Annotated in this window: 18 protein-coding genes, 8 tRNA genes and 1 pseudogene; 6 read left to right on the top strand and 21 right to left on the bottom strand. The window is 35.8% G+C overall.

Translation table 11 applies throughout. The annotated features are described in order from the left end of the window. Positions 1–18: 18 nt before the first annotated feature. Both allB and MHH51_RS05540 read right to left on the bottom strand, forming a co-directional pair. Entirely contained in the window at positions 19–1,374 is a 1,356-nt protein-coding gene (allB, locus tag MHH51_RS05545) for an allantoinase AllB (protein WP_339284908.1), read from the bottom strand. 319 nt (positions 1,375–1,693) lie between these two features. Next, positions 1,694–2,083 (bottom strand): helix-turn-helix domain-containing protein, encoded by a 390-nt coding sequence (locus tag MHH51_RS05540; RefSeq protein WP_339284907.1) that lies wholly within the window; start codon positions 2,081–2,083, stop codon positions 1,694–1,696. A gap of 192 nt (positions 2,084–2,275) precedes the next feature. Between MHH51_RS05540 and MHH51_RS05535 the strand changes: the two genes are divergently transcribed. Continuing rightward, positions 2,276–2,857, top strand: a complete 582-nt coding sequence (locus tag MHH51_RS05535; RefSeq protein ID WP_339284906.1) for an NAD(P)H-dependent oxidoreductase — start codon at positions 2,276–2,278, stop codon at positions 2,855–2,857. Positions 2,858–2,962: 105 nt separating this feature from the next. Here MHH51_RS05535 and MHH51_RS05530 read toward each other — a convergent pair whose 3' ends face one another. The 3 genes and pseudogenes from MHH51_RS05530 to MHH51_RS05520 all read right to left on the bottom strand — a co-directional run bounded on the left by MHH51_RS05530 (position 2,963) and on the right by MHH51_RS05520 (position 4,568). Further along, entirely contained in the window at positions 2,963–3,190 is a 228-nt protein-coding gene (locus MHH51_RS05530) for a hypothetical protein (RefSeq protein WP_339284904.1), read from the bottom strand. Between the two features lie 63 nt (positions 3,191–3,253). Further along, on the bottom strand, positions 3,254–3,712 hold the full coding sequence (locus MHH51_RS05525; RefSeq protein ID WP_339284902.1) for a GyrI-like domain-containing protein: 459 nt from the start codon (positions 3,710–3,712) through the stop codon (positions 3,254–3,256). A 272-nt stretch (positions 3,713–3,984) separates the two neighbouring features. Next, positions 3,985–4,568, bottom strand: a pseudogene (locus MHH51_RS05520) (type 1 glutamine amidotransferase family protein). 2,095 nt (positions 4,569–6,663) lie between these two features. Here MHH51_RS05520 and MHH51_RS05515 point away from each other — a divergent pair. Genes MHH51_RS05515 through MHH51_RS05500 form a run of 4 tightly spaced genes read left to right on the top strand, consistent with a single transcriptional unit; the run spans position 6,664 to position 8,966 of the window. Continuing rightward, the gene (locus tag MHH51_RS05515) at positions 6,664–7,017 is read left to right on the top strand and encodes a multidrug efflux SMR transporter (RefSeq protein WP_339284900.1); all 354 of its coding nucleotides are present in this window, start codon (positions 6,664–6,666) and stop codon (positions 7,015–7,017) included. 1 nt (position 7,018) lies between these two features. Further along, positions 7,019–7,333, top strand: a complete 315-nt coding sequence (locus MHH51_RS05510) for a multidrug efflux SMR transporter (RefSeq protein ID WP_147211130.1) — start codon at positions 7,019–7,021, stop codon at positions 7,331–7,333. Positions 7,334–7,364: 31 nt separating this feature from the next. Further along, positions 7,365–7,964, top strand: a complete 600-nt coding sequence (locus MHH51_RS05505) for a TetR/AcrR family transcriptional regulator (RefSeq protein ID WP_339284899.1) — start codon at positions 7,365–7,367, stop codon at positions 7,962–7,964. Positions 7,965–7,988: 24 nt separating this feature from the next. Further along, the gene (locus tag MHH51_RS05500) at positions 7,989–8,966 is read left to right on the top strand and encodes an arginine deiminase family protein (RefSeq protein WP_339284897.1); all 978 of its coding nucleotides are present in this window, start codon (positions 7,989–7,991) and stop codon (positions 8,964–8,966) included. A 218-nt stretch (positions 8,967–9,184) separates the two neighbouring features. Here the strand turns inward: MHH51_RS05500 and MHH51_RS05495 are convergent. From MHH51_RS05495 to MHH51_RS05455, 9 genes are all read right to left on the bottom strand, one after another. Then, positions 9,185–9,268 (bottom strand) — tRNA-Leu (locus MHH51_RS05495). Between the two features lie 12 nt (positions 9,269–9,280). Further along, positions 9,281–9,368: transfer RNA gene (locus MHH51_RS05490), tRNA-Leu, on the bottom strand. 11 nt (positions 9,369–9,379) lie between these two features. Then, a tRNA-Lys gene (locus MHH51_RS05485) sits at positions 9,380–9,455 on the bottom strand. A gap of 235 nt (positions 9,456–9,690) precedes the next feature. Then, positions 9,691–9,765, bottom strand: a tRNA-Gln gene (locus MHH51_RS05480). A 7-nt stretch (positions 9,766–9,772) separates the two neighbouring features. Beyond that, positions 9,773–9,849 (bottom strand) — tRNA-Asp (locus tag MHH51_RS05475). Positions 9,850–9,877: 28 nt separating this feature from the next. Continuing rightward, a tRNA-Glu gene (locus MHH51_RS05470) sits at positions 9,878–9,949 on the bottom strand. Positions 9,950–9,965: 16 nt separating this feature from the next. After that, positions 9,966–10,056 (bottom strand) — tRNA-Ser (locus tag MHH51_RS05465). Between the two features lie 8 nt (positions 10,057–10,064). Further along, positions 10,065–10,136: transfer RNA gene (locus tag MHH51_RS05460), tRNA-Asn, on the bottom strand. A gap of 253 nt (positions 10,137–10,389) precedes the next feature. Then, positions 10,390–10,842 carry a SprT family protein gene (locus MHH51_RS05455; protein ID WP_147211281.1) on the bottom strand — a complete coding sequence of 151 codons (453 nt, stop codon included), beginning with the start codon at positions 10,840–10,842 and terminating at the stop codon, positions 10,390–10,392. 456 nt (positions 10,843–11,298) lie between these two features. Here MHH51_RS05455 and MHH51_RS05450 point away from each other — a divergent pair, with 456 nt between their 5' ends. Next, a complete protein-coding gene (locus MHH51_RS05450; RefSeq protein ID WP_147211133.1) occupies positions 11,299–12,786 on the top strand; it encodes a catalase in 1,488 nt (495 codons plus the stop codon). 114 nt (positions 12,787–12,900) lie between these two features. On the opposite strand, the gene MHH51_RS05445 is transcribed toward MHH51_RS05450, so the two are convergent. The 7 genes from MHH51_RS05445 to MHH51_RS05415 all read right to left on the bottom strand — a co-directional run bounded on the left by MHH51_RS05445 (position 12,901) and on the right by MHH51_RS05415 (position 19,355). After that, positions 12,901–15,060 (bottom strand): Tex family protein, encoded by a 2,160-nt coding sequence (locus MHH51_RS05445; RefSeq protein WP_339284896.1) that lies wholly within the window; start codon positions 15,058–15,060, stop codon positions 12,901–12,903. 129 nt (positions 15,061–15,189) lie between these two features. Next, a complete protein-coding gene (locus MHH51_RS05440; protein ID WP_147211135.1) occupies positions 15,190–15,795 on the bottom strand; it encodes a SpoIIE family protein phosphatase in 606 nt (201 codons plus the stop codon). After that, positions 15,792–16,583 carry an RNA polymerase sigma factor SigB gene (sigB, locus tag MHH51_RS05435; RefSeq protein ID WP_147211136.1) on the bottom strand — a complete coding sequence of 264 codons (792 nt, stop codon included), beginning with the start codon at positions 16,581–16,583 and terminating at the stop codon, positions 15,792–15,794. The genes MHH51_RS05440 and sigB overlap by 4 nt, the downstream gene beginning before the upstream one ends. Then, entirely contained in the window at positions 16,555–17,031 is a 477-nt protein-coding gene (gene rsbW, locus MHH51_RS05430; protein ID WP_147211137.1) for an anti-sigma B factor RsbW, read from the bottom strand. The genes sigB and rsbW overlap by 29 nt, the downstream gene beginning before the upstream one ends. After that, positions 17,031–17,363: an STAS domain-containing protein gene (locus tag MHH51_RS05425; protein WP_339284894.1), complete on the bottom strand. Its 333-nt coding sequence runs from the start codon at positions 17,361–17,363 to the stop codon at positions 17,031–17,033. The genes rsbW and MHH51_RS05425 overlap by 1 nt, the downstream gene beginning before the upstream one ends. A 192-nt stretch (positions 17,364–17,555) precedes the next feature. Beyond that, positions 17,556–18,569, bottom strand: coding sequence for a PP2C family protein-serine/threonine phosphatase (locus tag MHH51_RS05420; RefSeq protein ID WP_147211139.1), 1,014 nt, complete (start codon positions 18,567–18,569; stop codon positions 17,556–17,558). Positions 18,570–18,953: 384 nt separating this feature from the next. After that, complete coding sequence (locus tag MHH51_RS05415; RefSeq protein WP_339284890.1) at positions 18,954–19,355, bottom strand: anti-sigma regulatory factor; 402 nt, start codon at positions 19,353–19,355, stop codon at positions 18,954–18,956. Position 19,356: the final 1 nt, after the last annotated feature.

Raw genomic sequence — 19,356 nt, 5'->3', positions numbered from 1 at the left:
CAACAATTAAAATGGCTATTATTTTGTCAATAGTTCACCTTTTGGTTCACCAATAATACCCTTTTCAAGGTCAAATACAACATTCCCCCGTAAGATTGTTTTGGTTACACGGCAGCCGATTTTTCTTCCTTCATAGGCGCTGTGCTTGTTCTTATAGTATAAATTTTCTCTTGTTACAGTATAAGACTCATCCGGATCCAAGAAAATGATATCCGCATCCTTTGCAATTGCAATTTCACCTTTGTTTGTTAAATTGAAACGTTTAGCAGGGGTTGTTGCGATGAGTTCGACAAATCTTTCAATAGGAAGTCCGCGCTGCTTTACTGCAAGATCGAACATTAAGTCAACATTATTCTGCGCTCCGCTGATACCGCCCCATGCTTCAAAAAAATTATTGGCCTCTGTTTTTAAGTTCTGTGTACACGGTGAATGATCAGATGTTAACCAATCAATATTGCCATTTAATAATTCTTCCCATAACTTGTCATGCTCTGCTTTCTTTCTTATTGGCGGCTGACATTTTGCATATGCGCCAATCTCTTCTACATCCTCTGCAGACATTGCAAAGTAATGCGGACATGATTCTACGGTTACATCTAAACCTTCTGCGCGAGCTTTTAAAATTTCCTGTACTGCTTCATAGGTACTAATATGGACGATATGAAGCCGGCATCCTGTTTCTTTTGCAAATAATAATGCGCGCTGTACTGCCTCAACCTCTGTAAATACTGGACGTGCATCCGGATAATCCATTGCAGAAACCTTTCCTTCACGGATGAATTCTGCCTCTAGTTTCGAAGTTATATCCGAATTTTCTGCATGAAGGCAAAGGATTTGATCTAATTCTGCCAGCTTTTTCATGCCTTTATACAAGGTGAAATCATCAACGCTTTCAAAATCACCCGGAATATCACTGCCAACACTAGATAGAAATGCTTTAAATGCAAGAACTCCAGTCTTATCCAATTCTTCCAGATCATCTATATTTCCTGGTACAAGCCCGCCATAGAAAGCATAATCAACATAGTTTTGTGTTTTAGCTGCTTCCAGCTTTAAATCAAGTGCTGCTTTATTTGTTGTAGCTGGCAATGCATTTAAAGGCATTTCCACATAGCTTGTCGTACCCCCGGCAGCTAATGCCTTTGATCCGGTTTCAAACCCTTCCCATTCCGTTCTCCCGGGCTCACTAATATGAACATGCGTGTCCACCATACCTGGCAGCACATACTGTCCGGAAGCATCTAGTATGTCTGCAGATGCTTCTGTAATTTCCTCAGCAATCACAGTAATTTTCCCGTCTTTAATACCAATTTCAATCTTTTTCGGACCATCAGCTAATACTACTTCACCATTCCGAATAATTAAATCTAACATTTTGATTCCCCCTCTTTATAAAACGAGATCAAGAGAAATTGTTACCGTTATCGTTGTTATACTTCGAAATCTTTTCATGATATCTGACTTAAGGGCAACGGCTTTTTTACTTTTTGGACATTGATATTATGGGATTATTAATCCTTGAATTAACAGAAGAAGCAGTATTTATCAGTCTATTTATATCGTGAAAACTTGTGAGCAGGAAGGAATATTCATATAGAAAGCGCTTATTTTCCACCATTGAAATGAGCACGTATTAAATAACAAAGCTAAGTACATGTTTTTAAATAGAAAATCATTTCCCCTAATATTACAATTAGTTTGAGCCTGCTTTTCCTTCCTGCTCCTCATTATCTTTATCTTCCCCATGCAATTCCTTTAAATGCTTGAGATGCTCTGTCCCCCAGCTCCTCATAGATACTAGCAATGGTGTTAACCCGTGTCCATATTCCGTCATCGAATATTCCACTTTTGGGGGCACTTGTTGGTAGACTTCACGATGAACAATGTCATTATATTCTAACTCTCTTAATTGTGAGGTTAACATTTTTTTAGTGATTTCCGGAATAGCCCGCTGCAGCTCGCTAAAACGTAATTTTTCATTTTCCATAAGATGAAATAAAATAATCGGTTTCCATTTACCAACAATAATATCTAATGCAACTTGAAGCTCTCCACAATTTTCACCAGCAGTTAGATTCGCCATTTTTAAATTTCTCCTTTATAAAGATATGCGTGAAATCCTTTTATATCAATTGGTTTCCTAAAAGAAACTAGGTTTATTTAAAGTGCCTTCTTCTCAAAAAGAAACTTTAGGTTTATTATAACTCTAGTAATCAAATTAATACAAACTTATTATTTGATTCATTTTATATAAATTTATACGGAGGGTTACAACATGACTAGAATTGGTATTATTACAGGAAGCACACGTGACGTACGTGTTAATTTACAGGTTGCAGAATGGATCAAAGATTTTGCAGATAATAGAGATGTGGATGCAACATTCGAAATTGTTGATATTAAAGAAAGTGGTCTTGGACGCTTCAATGAAGCAATTCCGCCGCTTATGACAAATAAAGAATATGCAACAGAAGAGCAAAGTACCTGGTCAAGAAAAATTGATTCGTTTGATGGCTTTATTTTTGTTACGCCTGAATATAATAAAAATTTCCCGTCAGGTCTTAAAGATCATTTAGATTATTTAGGTTCAGAGTGGCATCATAAAGCAGCAGGCATCGTAAGCTACGGCTCCACTCTAGGTATCGCAGCTTCCCTTGCACTACGCACTACTTTATCAAACTTAAAAATTGCAACGGTAGAACCACAAGGTGCATTCAGCTTATTTAATGACTTTGAAAACATGGCAACTTTCAAACCAATGGAGGTTCATAAACCAAGATTTGGTGAAATGATTGATGATGTTGTTGCTTGGTCAAACGCACTTAAATCAGTGAGAAAAGAAAAGAGCCTTGTATAAGTTATATTATCCCACAGTTTGTAAAATAGAATAATTCCACTAAAAAAACAAGCACCCTTTCCATTATTGGAATGAGTGCCTGTTTTTTTACAGCGGACCAAAACATTATATAGATTTTAAAATTAATATTTCTCCTCTTTGGATTTTGATACAAGGTACACTAGCGGCCCGCCAAAAATCAATCCTGCTGCACCCTTGCCTAAAAAAAACAGCCGTGTATGAGATGAATTCCATTTCCCTGCTTAAAATAGAATCAATTATCATACGACCGATGGTGATTATTGCGGGGAAAGCAAGCGACCAAAGCAAGATAATTTTTAATCCTTTTGACACGTTATTCCTCCACAACAGACTTGTAATTCTTCACATACCTATTAACTTAAAAACATTTATTACCTACTTTATAGGTATCAAAATTTCAAAAACAGATTCACCATTTAAATATTTTTCATGCTTTATTGGTAATTCATCATAGTAATCGACACCTTCCTCTTTAAAAGGCGTATAATCACTTTCTTTTATCCATTTCATTATGTTTTCATAAGTATCTTCAATACTTTCACCTTTATGCTTTGCTACTAGATAGGTCATTTCAGGTATATTGATCTCAACCATGTTATCAAGCAGTGGTTGCTTGTCCTGCACTTCATAAACAGAATAGTAAATAAAACCATCTGGTCGAAGGTGATAAGATAAACCGAGCCTTATGCCAGGATTCACAGGATAATCAAACTCTTTCACTCTGCTTATTGAATTTTCAATCACAGTTTCTATCGTTTCAAAATCAGTAAAAGAAACATCGCATTTCAAACCCATTGCACGATATGCCGGAAACGTTTTAATTTCATATTCCATATTACTCTTAAAGCTCCTCTCTTATTAGTAATAAAATACTACTATTTTTTTCAACCTACTATAATGAATGGCCCTATGTCAATGAAAACGATAAATAAAAGAAATCGCCTACTAGATAAGAAAAGGGGGCAATTCACCAGTCGCTCTTCTTCCAACAATGACCAAAGAATGTTCAGTTACATCTCTATGTTCTTCTCGACCAATACTGGACTGAATCAGGTAAAAAGGACGTATTCTATATTGATTAAACAATCATTTTGAATAAAAATGAACTAAAAGGGGTTCCCATATTTTTCACAATATTTATAAAATCCATGCTTATACATATACATCATTTTTTTAATATTTACGGAGGTATCAAATTCAATCACTCTAAAACTAAATGCGTAAATTCAATAGGAGCGGTTCCGTTTGCAGTGATTAAATTTTTATCTTTTACTGCTTGCTGCTGAAAAAACTGTTCTTAGCATGATAATTTTCATAGTCATTCCAAGCATCAACAGAATTACCCGTATGATTATAATCATTTAGAAAACCGTTTTTCGCTAAGTAATCCACAGCTCCACATATAGCTCCTACAGGTATATTATTTTGAAATGCAGTTTTGATTAAATGGAAAAGCTTTTTATTATCATTATTCCATGTATTCCCGCCTACCATTCAATAGATTAAAATTCCCAGGTTCAGAACCAATGATATAATCGACAGCAGTTTTAAAACCGCCAATGGAACTTACCGTATCCCCCAAAGAAATCTTATGAACCGACCAATCCTCACTCTGATTTAATGTTGATGATAAGTAAGCACCTTCCCCATCTGCATATTCGTCCAGGATAAGAAATAAATCCTGTTTCATAAGCATCGCTCCTCTCGCTGATAATTTACAGCCTTGCAGTGATTCTCTGATTAAACTCATTTATAGAATCACTCCATTCTTATTTATCAAAGTAATTATATCAAAAATGATTTATGTTATGAATATTATAAATCTTTTAATTGGACTGGTTTATTGGGTTAAAATTCTTTCAAGTCAACATGTTCCAGCAACCAGAGATAATTAATATTTATGGTTACTTGTTCCAGAATAAACAAAGAGAAACTGCTGATAAATTGCATTAGAAACAAAGCAATAAAAAAAGCCCCTTAAATGAGTGCTTTCTACATTTGATGTGGTCAGCAGGATCGGCACCCACACGAGTTATTTATTCAACAGACCATCAATTAAGTGAGACAGTACCAATATGTAACAAACCCGCTATATTAATGCATTCATTAATTCTCATTTTATGTTGATTCACATATACTATTTAATATAAGCTCTTCCATGCTAACTAAATTTCAGGAATAAAAAAAGAGGTGTTATTAAATTTGGAAGATAATAAAAAAAGAAGTGTTTTTGATTATGCTGCTATATTATTAGCAATAATTGGTTTTGCGTCCCTATTTTTTTATTCTAGTTTTATGGACGGGTATTTTTGGTTAATACTATTAATCATTTTGACTCTCGCTTATGTGACAAAAATAATTGATTTAGTGAGAAAGAAATCGTTTGGTCTTCATTTTATTGTCTTTTTATTATTAACCATTGTCGTAATATATTTACTCTATGATCTAATTTAACAGTATTATAGAATGGAAAAACAGCCCATCCAGTTTTTTTTATTCTATTTTATTTAGAGCTTGTTTGAGTACCAGCTCGCTTTATTTTTCTTTATATTTATACGGACAAAGCTGGACTAACTCACGTAAAAAAGCACTCATTTTCCATCATTGGAATGAGTGCTTTTAAAATTTCAAGAGCTTATCACCCTTGATATAATCGACTTTACAATTTAATGCGGTCGGTGGGATTTGAACCCACACGAGTTATTCACCCACCAGACCCTCAATCTCGTTCCACCGTATCATATGTACCAAAACCACTAATACTGTACTTTAACTTATCTCACTACTTCATTTACCTTATCTTCACACTAATTTCGGCAACAAAACGGCAACAATAAACAAAACCAAATATTATTTGAATAAACATAATTATCATGCGGATTTTAATTTTCATCTTTTTAACTTAGGATACTTCTTATTTTCGCTTACTTTGCCAACAGTGATTTTATATTGCTTTAATTCATCTGTTCAACTCATAAATGTGTCACTGTCAAAATCGGTGGCTGCCTTCTTAAAAAATACGCCCTTGATATCATCTTCCAATTTCCTTTCAAAAGTTAATGAATAAGAGTTGTTACTTTCCGTTTTATGTAAATATGCATATTTCCCTTGCTCATTAGATTAATTATAGTGTTTCAATTGTTACGAAGATAAAAAATGTAAATCTAATATAAGGCATTTTACTGATTAAGAAATTTTTAAAAGGTCCATAAATAATTACTTTCCAGTATGAATCTCCTGTATGCATAGTAACTCTAACTGAGTGAAAGTATGTTTATTAATAAATGCTTTTAGGCTAAGAAATATATCACGATTATTTTCACTTTTTTTATATGAATTTGATTTGCTTCAAACTTTTTACTTAATTTATGTATTTCAGAAATCGTATATTCTAATTCTGCTTTGTTAGAATTTTCTTCTTCATTTACTTGAAGAGGATTACCTCAAAAAGAGTCTCCATCCCTTTTGATAATTGTGCAGCTTTTTGAAATAGATTAGATGTAAATGACTCTGTATCAGCCATTACTAATATTTTGTCCATCACACGATACCCTCTACTCATTTTTTATCACTATAACAAACCCCTATTTTATTTAAAATAATTTAAACATTGTACTTGCAAAGTTCATTTAAATTGTATAAAATCTAACGTACGTTAGTTAGTTTTATAGTTAAAGGAGTTGTTTTAAAGATGGTAATACCTTTTATATAAAAATAATATAGTTTTTTATCATTAAAATCTAACGACCGTTAGTTAGCTGCAATACGAAAAAGGAGAGATTATTATGGCTTGGTTGTATTTAATTATTGGTGGAATTTTTGAAGTTGGTTGGGCGCTTGGTCTTGGTTTTTCAGAAGGTTTTACTAGAATAGAAATTGTTATCCCGACAATTATATTATTAATTCTTAGTTGGTGGTTCTTCGCTAAAACATTAAAAATACTGCCTGTTTCAACAGCGTATGCAGTATTCACTGGTTTAGGCGCTTTTGGCACAGCTCTAGTGGGGATGACACTTTTAGGAGACTCAGTGAGTTTAACTAAAATTTTGCTGGTTGTTCTTTTAATCAGCTGTATTATTGGACTTAAACTAATTTCAGACGAACCCAAAGAAGAGGAAAATACAGGAGGTAGCGTGTAATATGTACTGGTTATTTTTAATATTAGCTGGCGTTTTTGAAGTTGGAGGTATTATTAATCTAAAATTAACGGAAGGTTTTTCAAAATTAAAACCTACCATCTTTTTTATTTTATTTATGTGTTTAAGTTTTTTCTTTCTTTCCGTTTCATTAATCGAAATACCTATTAGTATAGGTTATGGTATATGGACAGGCATAGGTGCATCAGGAAGTGTTTTACTGGGAATGTTTTTATTTAAAGAACCAAAAAATGCGAAAAAGCTTGTTTTAGTTGCGGGAATTATTTTTTGTATAGTAAGCTTAAAATTAATAACTTGATGAACGTTATCAAAATGAGGTGAAAAATTCATTGAAAAAAGGGGAAGAAACAAAAAAAAGGATATTAGAACAAGGTTTAGGCTTGTTTTCCTCCTATGGTTATGAGGAGACATCTCTTAAAGATATAGCCAAAAATGTAAAAATTAAACCTCCTTCTATTTATGCTTATTTTGAAAGTAAACAAGCTCTTTTCGAACAAATTGTAAATTTTGTGATTGAAGATTATTTAAGTTTTATCAAAGAACAATCCTACGTTATTAAGGATTTTCCATTGAAAAAAAAATTATATTATATTTTAGTTGAGCTGAATAAATACTATTATATGAATGAGAAAGGTCTCTTTCTAAAAAGATATGGAATTTACCCTCCGGAAAATTTTAAAGATCTTATAACAGCTAAAAACAAAGAAGTAGAACAAGCAATTCGAAACCTTGTTTTTTCTATCTTAAGAAATGATAAAACGGATAACTTAATAGACGAAGAAGCAGTAGTGACTTCATTTACCACTTTATTGGACGGTATGCTTTTCTATATGATGAGTTCTCCTTATGAAGGTTATGAACATAGATTAAACACCATATGGTCTGTTTTTTGGAACGGTATTCATGCTAATGCAAAGGAAAATAAATAATTCAAGAAAGGAAATATAACTAAGATGAAAAGTAACCAGATTTTCGTTGAGAGCGAATTTGCCCCGCTAAAAAGAGTAGTTTTAGCACAATCACAATTTTCTTTACCAGCTAGAATCAATAAAGAAACTGAGCAATTTCTGACTGAAGACTCGTTAAAAGCATTAGAAGGTGCTGAAGGAAAAGATATTGCAGATGCTTTCCCAGCTTTACAAAATAAGTGGGAAGTCGAAAAAGAAAATTTTGAGAAAATACTTCAAAAATATAAAGTTGAAATTTTACGTCCTAGACTGCTTACCAAAGAAGAAAAAGTAGAAGGAAAGGAAGATGGCTACAGTAATTTCTTTGCAAGAGACCCTTTCTTTGTTATTGGACAAATGATTATTGAGGGAAGTATGAAACTTGGTCATAGAAAAAAAGAAGTAATGCCTATAAGACATATTCTGGAACAAGAATCTGAAAAAAATAAGTGCCTTTATCTGTCAGTACCGCAAGCAGATCGATCAGGTGATTTTTTTAATATGAAAGGTCCTTTTCTTGAAGGTGGTGATGTATTAGTTCTAAACAAAGAAATTTTCGTTGGTACATCAGGACTTGCCTCTAATCATGAAGGCATAGTTTGGTTAAGAAATTTCTTATCAAATTTCGGATACACGGTTACCGAAGTACCGCTTCATCCTAAGATATTGCATTTAGACTGCGCTTTAAGCTTAGTCAAAGATGGTTTAATGATAGTTTGCGAAGAAGCGTTTCTCGAAGATATCCCGGAAACTCTAAAAAATTGGGATAAAATATCTGTTTCTTTGGAGGATGCGCAAAAATTAATAACAAATGGTTTACCTATAAATGAAGATGTATACGTAACGGACATGGAATTTCAATCCATTGGTGAGCAATTAACCAAAAAAGGGGTAACGGTTGAGTATACTGATTACCGTATTTCCAGAAGTTTCGGCGGTTCTTTCCGCTGTACAACCCAACCTTTATTACGGTTCAATGAGTAAATTTAGATTTATACTAAAACATTTACGTTTTACAGTTATCTAAAAAACTAAATAATTATTTTATCAACATATTCTACACTTCTTAATTTTTCGAGAAGTGTTTTTTTATTGTTTGAATTCTTTCTCTTCCCCAACATATATTTTAGTGCCCATAAAATGAGTGCATAAAAAAATATCAAAGGTCTAAAACCCTTGATATGAATGATTTATACATATGATGCGGTCAAGAGGATTTGAACCTCCACGGGTTATTCACCCACCAGGCCCTCAACCTGGCGCGTCTGCCATTCCGCCATGACCGCATAGAATATAAATGGTGCGGATGAAGGGAGTCGAACCCCCACGTCCTTAACGGACACTGGAGCCTGATTCCAGCGCGTCTGCCAATTCCGCCACATCCGCAAAAAATAAAATGGTGAGCCATGAAGGATTCGAACCTTCGACCCTCTGATTAAAAGTCAGATGCTCTACCGACTGAGCTAATGGCTCCTATGTTAAATGGAGTATTGCTTTATTTAGTGCTTCTCATTTTGGCAGACCCCTGCATCTGCAAGCCCTCCCTTTGAAGTATATGCTTCGGGGTTACTCGAAGCTTATTCGGTGGAAGCTTTGCTCGTTGCTCTACCGACTGAGCTAATGGCTCCTAAATAAAATACTGCTTTTGAAATAAAAAAATACTATTAACGTGAATAGTATTAGCATGTACTCCTTCTAAAAATAAAAATGGCTGGGCCACTAGGATTCGAACCTAGGGTACACGGGATCAAAACCCGATGCCTTACCGCTTGGCTATGGCCCAACTATAATGGCGGTCCGGACGGGACTCGAACCCGCGACCTCCTGCGTGACAGGCAGGCATTCTAACCAACTGAACTACCGGACCAACTATTTATTTTAATTTTTTAGAAAGATGACCCGTACGGGATTCGAACCCGTGTTACCGCCGTGAAAGGGCGGTGTCTTAACCGCTTGACCAACGGGCCATTATGAAAATTTAAATGGCGGAGAAGGAGGGATTTGAACCCTCGCGCCGCTTACACGACCTACACCCTTAGCAGGGGCGCCTCTTCAGCCACTTGAGTACTTCTCCATTAAAGGCTCCACAGGTAGGATTCGAACCTACGACCGATCGGTTAACAGCCGATTGCTCTACCACTGAGCTACTGTGGAATGTAAAAGTATACAGTCACTTGCTATGTAATATCTTAATTACGCAACAACAAGAAATATCATACAATATATCCTGTTTTTTGTCAACAAAAACTTTAAAAGCTTTTCTTTGCCTAGAAAGTTAACCAAAACTCTGTGCAATTCGACAATGTCTGAAGGCAGGTTATTCTCAAGAAAGAAGACTGTCATTTCGTATCAGCTTCATTAATTTATCATGGAAAATATTATTCGTCAATACTTATTTCAAAAAAATTTAAACCAGCTTCAATTTTCCTCTGCATTTGCCGCATCGATACCTGGACACATCCACTTTTCTTACTCTTTTATAAACAGCTTTACATTTTTGACACTCATATATATAGCGGTAACGTTTCTGTTCAGAAGGCAGTTGTTTACAGTGACGGGGAGAACCTGTTTTTGCAAGCAATTCTCTGAAATCCCTATCGCGGTGCCCATAGCCCTTTCCTTCAATATGCAGATGATAATGACAAAGTTCATGTTTAATAATACCGTAAAGTTCTTCCTTTTCAAATTCCAAGACATATTTAGGATTTAATTCAATGATCCGTCTGCTCGGAATATATCTTCCACCAGTAGTCCGTAAACGGGCATTAAACTGGACTTTATCAATGAACGGCTTATTAAAATAAGTCTCTGACAACTGGTTTACCAGCTCATACAATTCCTTATCTGAAATGGGACTCATCATATATTTCATCTCCTGAAAAATAAAATCACACTTTATTCTGCAGAATTTTTCTCTGCCTTATCGCAAATTCAAAAACTTACTTCCTATATATCATTGATTATACCCTTTTAGCAGTCTCCCCTAAAAAGCGAGCCTGCTCACTCATTAATAAACAGAAATATTTTTAAGAACATCTATTCTATTATAATATGATTTATATCAAAATTCAATTCTCATTTAGTTTATCTAATTGAGAATAAATAGAATCTTTCATTTAGAAACTTATTTCTTAACAAAAGAATATAAAACTTTTCTTTTGTTTGTTAATAGATACGTTTTTCACTGCCAACACAGAACTCAATTATACTATTAATAAAAATTCATATAAATAACACAGAATATTAATAGCAATCTACTAGTTATTATGTTATTATAATAATTGTATTTAATATATACTTAGGAGGGAAACTATTTATGAGTGAAAAAAGAAAAATGACCACTGCATTTGGTGCTCCTGTTCCAAATGATGATGATTCCAAAACGGCCGGTAAACGTGGTCCATTATTAATGGAAGACTTTTGGTTCCTTGAAAAACTTGCACACTTTGATCGTGAAGTAATTCCTGAACGTCGTATGCACGCAAAAGGATCTGGTGCTTATGGAACATTAACAATTACAAACGACATTACAAAATATACAAAAGCAAAAATCTTCTCTGAAGTTGGTAAGAAAACAGATATGTTCATCCGTTTCTCCACAGTAGCTGGTGAGCGTGGTGCAGCTGATGCTGAGCGTGATATCCGCGGAACAGCTATGAAATTCTATACAGAAGAAGGTAATTGGGATTTAGTTGGTAACAACACCCCTGTATTCTTTATGAGAGATCCTAAACGTTTCCCGGACTTAAACCATGTTGTAAAACGTGATCCAAAAACAAACATGAAAAATGCTGATGCAAACTGGGACTTCTGGACAAATCAACCAGAAGCACTTCACCAAGTTACAATTGTTATGTCTGACCGCGGTATTCCAAAATCTTATCGTAACATGCATTTATTTGGCAGTCATGCTTACAGCTTATACAATGCAGATAACGAGCGTGTATGGGTGAAATTCCACTTCAGAACACAACAGGGAATTGAAAACCTTACAAACGAAGAAGCTGCAAAAATTGTCGGTGGAGATCGTGAAAGTCACCAACGTGATTTATATACGAATATTGAAGAAGGCAATTTTCCTAAATGGAAAATGTATATTCAAGTAATGACAGAAGAAGAAGCTGCAAATATGCCTTACAACCCGTTTGATTTAACGAAAGTATGGTATAAAGATGAATTCCCGCTTATTGAAGTTGGCGAATTAGAGCTTAATAAAAATCCTGAAAACTACCATGAAGAGGTAGAACAGTCTGCATTTGCTCCAACTAACATTGTACCTGGAATCGGGTTCTCTCCAGATAAAATGTTACAAGGCCGTCTATTCTCTTATGGAGATGCACAGCGTTACCGTCTTGGTGTTAACCATTGGCAAATTCCGGTTAACTACCCTAAAAACGCGAAAAACTTCCATCCATATCACCGTGATGGAGCAATGCGTGTGATGCCTTACCAAGGTGGACAAGTCAGCTACAGCCCGAACCAATATGGTGAGTGGGAAGATAGCAAAGAGCATCAGGAGCCTGCATTACAGCTGGGTGCAGATGTTGATTACTATGACTTTGATGAAGATGATAGTCTTTACTATGAACAGCCAGGTAAGTTATTCCGTTTAATGTCTGATGAGCAGAAACAACTGCTTTTCCAAAATACAGCAGATGATATTGCTCCTGCATCAAAATCAGTAAAACTTCGCCACATCAACAACTGCTATAAAGCAGATCCAGATTACGGTAAAGGTGTTGCAGAAGCAATTGGCATCTCTCTTGATGAAGTGGAAGCAGCAAACGAAGCATCTGTAAAATAATCACAAGTAAAAAATGAGGATTTCTCCCTTATGTAAGGCGAGAGTCTTCATTTTTTTATTAGAAAAGAAACTTCAAGTTGCTGAAGTTCCTTTCCTTTTTACTAACTACTATGTTTATTGAATCATAGAAAGCGCAATTCTGCCTTTTTGGACATTCACATCGTCCACCCAGACAGTAACGACATCACCTACAGATGCAACATCCATCGGGTGCTTAACGAACTGCTTTGACATTTTAGAGATATGCACAAGCCCGTCCTGTTTCACACCGATATCAACGAATACTCCAAAATCAACCACATTACGAACCGTTCCCTGCAGCTCCATACCAGGCTTTAAATCTTCCATATTCATGACATTTTTCTTCAATAATGGCTGTGGAAAATCATCCCGCAGGTCGCGTTCCGGCTTGCTTAATGCTTCAAGAATATCCTCCAAAGTCGGCAAACCGATTCCCAGTTCTTCTGCTGCAGCTTGTTTATTCATTTCTTTAATCTTTTGCTGTAAAGGCTCTGTGCCCAATGCCTGCTCATCTAAATCAAATTTGTTTAGTAAAGCTTTTACATGTGGATAGCTTTCCGGGTGAATAGGTGTACGGTCAAGCGGTGTATCTCCGTCTACAATTCTCAGGAAACCAATTGCCTGCTCATATGTTTTTGCACCAAGCCGCGGAATCTTCTTTAACTGCTTCCGATTCGTAAACTTCCCTTCCTCTTCCCGCCGTTTAATCACATTATTCGCAACAGCTTTACTTAATCCGGATACATATTGTAAAAGGGAAGAAGAGGCTGTATTTACATTTACACCGACCTGGTTAACAGCTGTCTCTACTACAAATGTTAATGAATTGGACAGTTCTTTTTGACTGACATCATGCTGATATTGCCCGACACCGATAGACTTTGGATCAATTTTCACAAGCTCGGCTAACGGATCCTGCACCCTTCTTGCAATAGAAACAGCACTTCTTTCCTCTACCTGCAGATCAGGGAATTCTTCTCTTGCCAGAGCAGATGCAGAGTACACACTTGCACCAGCTTCATTTACAATAATATACGGCATATCCAACTTATTATTTGTTAACACATCCGAAATAAATTGCTCTGTTTCTCTGGATGCCGTTCCATTTCCAATCGCAATCAGCTCGACATCAAACTGATTAATCAATTCCATAACAACCTTTTCTGCTCCCTTCACATCTTTTCTTGGAGCAGTCGGATAGATTACATTTATTTGATGGACTTTCCCGGTTTCATCCACAACAGCAAGCTTACAGCCAGTACGGAAAGCAGGGTCAACTCCCAGAATAACCTTTCCTTTTAATGGCGGCTGCAGTAATAAATTTCTTAGGTTAACCGAGAAAACCTCAATTGCCTGTGCTTCTGCTTTTTCTGTAAGTGCACTTCGTATCTCTCTTTCCACAGATGGCTCAATCAGCCTTTTATAGCTGTCTTCCACCGCTGTTGTTAGCAATTCCTTTATATTTTGCGGGCAGGTTTTCTTAATAACCTTTTGTTCTAAATAGGAGATTATTTTATCCACTGGAGGCTCCAACTGAACTTTTAAAATACCTTCCTTTTCACCGCGGTTAAGTGCAAGAATACGGTGGGAGACAAGCGAACGTACTGCTTCATTATATTCATAATACATTTCAAAAATCTGTTTTTCGTCAGCTTCTTTATTTTTATCCTGGGACCTGATCAGCCCCTGTTTCATCGTTGTATCACGAATAAATTCACGGTAAACAGGTTCATCAGAAATCCATTCAGCGATAATATCATTAACTCCCTGGAGTACTTCTTCTACTGTGTTTAACTCATGTTCTTCTGAGAAAAACTCTGCTGCCTTCTGTTCTAAATCAACGGATTCCTTCTGCTCCCAAATAATTTGTGCCAGCGGCTCCAATCCTTTTTCTTTAGCAATAGTTGCTCTTGTCCGGCGTTTTTGCTTATAAGGACGATATAAGTCTTCTACTTTTTGAAGCTTTGTTGCTTTCTCAATTTCATTCCTTAATTCATCTGTTAATTTACCTTGTTCTTCAATGATACGGAGAACTTCCTGTTTTCGCTCAGACAGGTGAAGCACATATGCCCATCTATCCTGTATTTCTTTGATTTTTACTTCATCCATCCCACCTGTTGCTTCCTTTCGATACCTTGCAATAAATGGAACTGTGTTCCCCTCATCTAAAAGAGAAATTACTTTCAAAACAATTTTATCTTGTACTTTGGTATCCTTTGATACGATTGTAATTAATTTTTCATCTAAATTCACTGGTGATTCTCCTCCTTACTCTGCTTTCTATTGTATCAAATTAAGCGGAGCAATGCTTTCTGACACAAAAAAAGATTGATTTGTAGTCCAATAACAGCTGAAACAGCGTTCATGTTATTTGCATACAAATCAACCTTTTTCTCCTTTGTACCTGATTGCTAATAATGTTGTATCATCTTGTCTTATATTGTCACTATAACGTGCATAGGCTTCTGTAATTCTGTCGACATTATAGTCTTTAAAAAAATACTGAGATAACTCTTTATCCATTACCCCGTCAGAAAATACAATGAAGTTTGTCCCTTCACTTAATTTTTCTGTCATCACTTTTACACCACGGTAACGGGAGCCCAAATATCCGGAGCTTGGGATATTTCTCTTTTTTTTAACTCCATTTTCCAAAACAATTATTCCTATATTTCCTATGGAAGAAAAAGTAAAGGTCTGTTGAATGAAGTCTATTTTTAAAATGCCCATAACTGCTCCACGCATGCCAATTAGCCGTTTGTTACATAGCTCAATGATTTCTTTAACTGTTTTGTACTTATGCTGGTTCACAATATCTATGACAGCCTGTGAGGATTCCTTTGCAATTTCTCCGCTTCCAAGACCATCTGCGAGCACTCCTAAAAATATCTGGTCTTCTTCCACAAAAAAGTAACTATCTCCACAAAAATGGTTACCTTTTTTTGATTTTTGATAAACAGAAACATCTACATATTTGCCGGAAATCAATCGAATACCTCCGTGCTTTCCGTTTGCATTGTTTCTCTTAATTTACGGAGTGCTCTTCTTTGAAGCCTTGAAACATGCATTTGTGAAATTCCCAGCTTTTCTCCTGTTTCTTTTTGACTCATATTTTTGAAATACGTACATTCCAGAATTAATTGCTCCCGTTCTGATAAAACCGGAAGTATTTTTTCAAGCATCATTTTTTGCTCAAGGTTTTTAAAGCTGTTATCTTCATTTCCAATTAAATCTAAGATGGCTACTGTACTGCCATCTGAATCAGCTTCAATTTTATGATCAACAGATAAAGCTTTGTAGCTTTTGCTCATTTCCATCGTCTCTAAAACTTCTTCTTCTGGTACACCGATATGATCTGCGATTTCTTTAATGGTAGGAGATTTTTGATTTTTGGTCGTCAGTTCATCAGCACTTTTTCGAATTTTTGGTCCCAATTCTTTAATACGACGAGGTACATGAACGCTCCATGTTTTATCTCGTATGAATCGTTTTATTTCACCAATTATTGTCGGGATCGCGAATGATTCAAACGACTTACCATAAGATGGGTCGTACCTCTTAATTGCACCAAGTAATCCAATCATGCCTACTTGTACTAGGTCTTCATGAATGGCACTGTTTTTGGAATACTTCCGTGCAATAGATCCAACAAGATTCTGATAGGTTAAAACAATCTTTTCCTGTAATTCTTCGTTTGTCGGATCTTGCTGAAGAGTACTTATCCATTGGTAAACCTCATCTCCCCCTCTATTGAATGGTTGAGACTTGGTCGTCATCCATGTCCACCTCTTCTTCTCTATTGTATTTAGTCATAATGACCATTACACCATATTTGTTGTTGATTTTTACTTCGTCCATTAGTGCTTCAATCAGGAATAAACCAAACCCTCCTTCCCGTATTTTTTCAACAGGTTCATCGGAACGATATGGTCCAGTTTCACTTTTTACCTCTTCTAAATTAAAGCTTCCACCGCGATCGGCTACCATTATTTCAATCCGATCCTCATATAAACCAAAGCCCACAGTGATTTCACCGGACTCATTTTCTCCATAAGCATGCTCTACAGCATTGGTCACAGCTTCTGATATAGCAACCTTTAAATCCTCAATAGCATCATAGGAAAAACTCATCCGATTAGCAATGCCTGATAAGGTTAAGCGCATTACTCCGATATATTCCGCTTTAGCCGGGACCTTCATTTCGATATAATCAAATGCTTCCATCACTCGTTGCCACCTCGAATCGCTGCTTTTATATCTATAATTTCACTAAGACCGGTAATTTCAAAAATACGGTAAACACGTTCTTGAACATTTTTCAAGGTAAAATGACTTCCACTTTCTTTAGAGGCTTTTAAAGCACTGACAAATACACCCAATCCAGTACTGTCCATATATTGGACATCTTCTAAATCCACCTCAATTTGTTTGCCGCTTTCTTTCACTAACGGCATTAATGATTCCTTAAGCTCAGGTGCTGTGTAGGCATCAATTTCGCCGCTTACTTCTAAAACTTTCAAATTACTATCCTCATTGATTCTCACTGATAAATTCATAATGACCCCCTCTGTCATCAAAATCCTGGATAGATGACTATACAATCTAAATTTATTTTAATCCCGTTTTTCATTTTATATACGGTAAATGAAAAGTTCTTCTCTAAACTTTTCTTTACTCTCTCTCAAGCTCTTAAATAATAATTTAATCACTTTGCAGACTAATATACTATATTCCCGGCTTTTATATCTTTAAACCTCTTTCCGAAGAACAATTAATGTAAAATCATCCCGCAACTGAAAATCCTGCAATTTCTCAAAGTATTGATATACATTATCCACCAGCTCCTGTGCAGGTAAATCAATATATTTCCGAATTACTTCTAAAAGTTCTTCCGTTTCAATAAAACGGTCTCCATCCCGGCACTCTGAAACACCATCTGTCAAAAAGATAATCAAATCATCTTTATTAATATTTAATTCATATTCCCGATATTCAGCATCCGGCATCACACCGAGAACAATACCTTTTGTACGGATTTCTTCAAATTCTTCCGTTTCTGCACGATAAATATATCCCGGCTCATGACCCGCAGAGGATAGTCTTAATTTACTTTCCATTGGCAGATAGTGTGCATAACACATCGTGATAAACATGCTTGAATCAATATTTCTCTCTACAACCCGATTCAAGTTTTCCAGAACCTTGTTTGGTGACATCGTTGCTTCGGGATAGCTGTCTATTGCATATTTAATCATAGACATACATAATGCCGCCGGTATCCCTTTACCGATAACATCTGCGATGGCAATTCCAATTGTTCCATTACTGCCTGCTGTAAAATGGTGATAATCCCCATTCATCTGATGAGCAGGTACACTAATAACCCCTATATCTACACCGTTTCTTTCCGGTTTTTGGGTCCCTAATAATGTCTTCTGCATATTGGCAGCAACAGAGATTTCAGCGGTCAGAACATTTTTTTCCTGTCTCAAATAATCTACTTCCTGCAATGCGAGTCCATAGAAAACAGTAGCTTCTAATAAAAATTCCATTGAAAGCTTATATTCATCCATTAACTGAGGATAGATATTCTCCATTGCCTGGATATGCAAATTAATTAATTCTTCAGGTAAAATGTTCTTTTTGATAAAAGCTTTACTAATTAATTCGAGGTCATATAGTGCTTTCTCATCTTGTGTATTTATATATTTTCTTAATAGCTCCTGATATTTAATTGAATTCTTTTCAATAGTCTCTTTCACTATAGTTACTCCCCCTATATTCCAAAGAACCCCGGAATCTTCTTTTCTCTTTTTAGGCTCTCCCAGAGATTGACGGCAGGTGTGTACCGCTCTTATGCATGCAATACTTTTATTCAGGTTTTGTAACTCTTTCGTTATACCCGTCAGCTGTCTAATTATCCTGTATTCCTATTCAAATAGGTACGATTTAAAAAAACTAATAGCTAAATTCTCCAGTCTGACAGAGTTAAGATTACCTGTCTCATCAGTAGGCTTTTCAACCTATATGATTCCGAAAGTCAGCGCCCGTAAACCTTCCGCCAATCTCCACTTTAAAATAGAAAATGGAGATTGGCGGAAGGTTTTATCTGTGATAAAACAAGGAAAGTTACTAAAATTAAAGGATTATCTGATCCATTTAATCGCTTTAATCTTAGTTCCTTCCCCGACGGTGGATTCTATATCAAAATCATCCATTAAACGCTTCACTCCAGGCAGACCCGCACCGAGTCCTCCAGAGGTAGTATAGCCATCTTGCATAACGCTGCTTATATCTTTAATTCCTGGGCCAGTATCAACAGCAGTCATTAATATTCCCTTTTGACTGTTTGTATAGATGTATTCAAAACAAACCTGTCCATTTTCAGCATATAAATATATATTACGAGCTAATTCAGATACTGCTGTAGCGATTCTTGCCTGATCAACGGTGCCAAATCCAATCTCTTTTGCCATTTCCCGGCCAAGCTGTCTTGCTCCAACAATATCCCACTCTTTATGAATGTTGACACAGGATCTTGGGTTCATA

This window comes from Oceanobacillus sp. FSL K6-3682 (assembly GCF_037976165.1).
Taxonomy (GTDB): Bacteria; Bacillota; Bacilli; order Bacillales; family Amphibacillaceae; genus Oceanobacillus; species Oceanobacillus sojae.
The sequence above is the reverse complement of the archived record's forward strand: the minus strand, read 5'-3'. Positions and strand labels throughout refer to the sequence as shown.